A 2,259-nucleotide genomic window follows, 5' to 3' on the forward strand; every position below is an offset into this window, starting at 1 on the left:
GCGGGGGGGGGGGGGGGGGTCGCGCCCCCGCCCCCCACCCCCGCCGCCCCGCGCCCAGTTCGTTCATCGCACTGATCTCACCTCATGACCGCTGCCATCACCGCCATGATCACCGCAGTCGTCGGCGTGCTGGGCACCCTGTTCGCGCCGATGCTCGCCCTGGCACTCCATGCCCTGGACGAAGCAGCTCACCGCGGTGCCGAAGGGGCACCACGGCGGTGCGCTCCTCGCGGCGGCCGACGACCGCAGGGCCGGTTGGACGGGCACGGAATCGCTTGGAACCCTCGCGCGTTGGAGCAAGTGGGTATGGGATGCCGGTGGTGTGTGAACCGAGCAGCCCGAGTGACTGAGCTGACACATATTGGAGGACTGTAATGGCGGCGCAGACGCAGAGGGCCGTGCTGGCGGGCGGATGCTTCTGGGGGATGCAGGACCTGATCCGCCGGCTCCCGGGCGTGACGGCGACTCGGGTCGGATATACCGGCGGTGACGTGCCGAATGCGACGTACCGTAACCATGGCACGCACGCGGAGGCCATTGAGATCCTTTTCGACCCTGAGAGGACCGACTTCCGCGCGATCCTGGAATTGTTCTTCCAGATCCACGACCCGAGCACCAAGAACCGTCAGGGCAACGACATCGGCCTCAGCTACCGCTCGGCGATCTACTACGTGGATGACGAGCAGAAGCGGATCGCCGAGGACACGATCGCGGATGTGGACGCCTCCGGACTGTGGCCGGGCAAGGTCGTCACCGAGGTCGAGCCGGTCGGCCCCTTCTGGGAGGCCGAGCCCGACCACCAGGACTACCTGGAGCGTTACCCGGAGGGTTACACCTGCCATTTCCCGCGCCCGGGATGGCGGCTGCCCGCCCGCGCGGAGGGCTGACCGCGAGAGGCGGCCCGGCGTCGGGCGCAGGCTGACTGGGCGGAAGTTCTGAGGCTGGGCCGTGCTTGTGCCCCGCCGTGGACGAAGAGGGTGCCGGCGGCGGGACACAGTTGGGGTCGTCCGTGACCGGTCCAGGGCCCGATCGGCGGCGTGCGCTCGGGCCGTCCGGGACGTCGGTACTGCGTACCGACGTCGTTGCCCTGGCGGAAGCCCTGCGTCGGGTCGTGGGACTCCCAGAAGACCTTCAGCAGCTCGGAGTACGTGACGATCTTCGGTTCGAACGACGCGGACCGCTTCCGTGCGCCCGGTCGGGCCCGAGCAGACCTCTTCGTACGCGGGGTTCTCCGTGTGGCCGCCCTGGTAGCCGGCGAGCGTCGTCCAGACGCCGTCCGTCTCCCAGAACTTGCGCTCGGCGCCCCAGAAACAGCCCATCGCGACGCGGTGGGGGCGCCGGGGATTCCGGCGTCCCCACCGCGTCGTACCGGTCAGTTCCCGCCCGCAGCCAGGACCTGCGCGGCGCAGAAGTCACGGGACTGGATGTAGCGCGCCTTCGGGTCCCCGGAGTACGTCCACGGGGCGCTGTCGATGTAGCCGTCGATCGCGCGGTACTGCTCCAGCGCCGCCTCGTACCGGTCCTGCCAGTACAGCAGCCAGGCGAGCAGATGACGGACCCGGACGATCCGCCGGTCCTCGGGGTCGGCCGCCGCGGCGGCCGCCACGTCGATCAGGCAGGCGTCGACCTCGGCGATCAGCTCGGGGCTCTTGTAGAACACGTCCGGATCCACGTCCTGCTCCGCCGACTCCTGCTCGAACGCGGCGTAGAGCGGGAGGAGGGAGAGGAGATGGCCGGGGCTCCCCTTCTGCGCGGCCTCGCGTGCGAATCGCTCGGCCAGCTCGTGCGAGCCGCGCCACTTGCGGCACCAGTACTGGAGTGCCGAAGTATGAGCCGTGAGGTGGTGGGCGTCGCGCTTCTCGACCTCGGCCCACAGAGCGCGGAAGTCGTCATGCCCGTGGCCGCACAGCAGGCGCTCAGCCGGTGCAAGCGCGGGTCGAAGCGCCGCCGCAAGGCCGTGCAGAAGGTCGCCGCCCTGCACCGAAGGGTCCGCCGCCGGCGCCTGGACCACGCGCACAAGAGCGCCCTTGACCTCGTACGCGCGCACGACTTCATCGCGCATGAAGACCTCAAGATCCGCAACATGAGAGCCGCTCCCGCGCCGAGACCCGATCCCGACAGGCCGGGCGCGTTCCTGTCCAACGGGGCCGCAGCCAAGGCCGGGCTGAACCGTTCGATCTCGGATGCCGGATGGGGGGTGTTCCTGACGATCCTGCACGCCAAGGCTGAAAGCGCCGGACGGGAAGTGATCGCCGTGGA

The 2,259-nt window shown here is 69.7% G+C and carries 2 protein-coding genes and 2 pseudogenes; 2 read left to right on the plus strand and 2 right to left on the minus strand.

Annotated elements, in window-relative coordinates; all coding sequences use genetic code 11:
* The first annotated feature begins 374 nt into the window (after window positions 1–374).
* The gene (gene msrA / locus ABZV38_RS40185; RefSeq protein ID WP_356333892.1) at window positions 375–887 is read left to right on the plus strand and encodes a peptide-methionine (S)-S-oxide reductase MsrA; all 513 of its coding nucleotides are present in this window, start codon (window positions 375–377) and stop codon (window positions 885–887) included.
* 173 nt (window positions 888–1,060) lie between these two features.
* On the opposite strand, the pseudogene msrA (ABZV38_RS40190) reads toward msrA (ABZV38_RS40185), so the two are convergent.
* Both msrA (ABZV38_RS40190) and ABZV38_RS40195 read right to left on the minus strand, forming a co-directional pair.
* Window positions 1,061–1,322 (minus strand): annotated as a pseudogene (msrA, locus tag ABZV38_RS40190) (peptide-methionine (S)-S-oxide reductase MsrA); the annotation flags it as partial.
* 50 nt (window positions 1,323–1,372) lie between these two features.
* On the minus strand, window positions 1,373–1,672 hold the full coding sequence (locus tag ABZV38_RS40195) for a hypothetical protein (protein ID WP_356333894.1): 300 nt from the start codon (window positions 1,670–1,672) through the stop codon (window positions 1,373–1,375).
* 228 nt (window positions 1,673–1,900) lie between these two features.
* Here ABZV38_RS40195 and ABZV38_RS40200 point away from each other — a divergent pair.
* Window positions 1,901–2,259, plus strand: a pseudogene (locus tag ABZV38_RS40200) (transposase); the annotation flags it as partial.

This window comes from Streptomyces sp. NPDC005181, from assembly GCF_040608395.1.
Classification (GTDB): Bacteria; Actinomycetota; Actinomycetes; order Streptomycetales; family Streptomycetaceae; genus Streptomyces.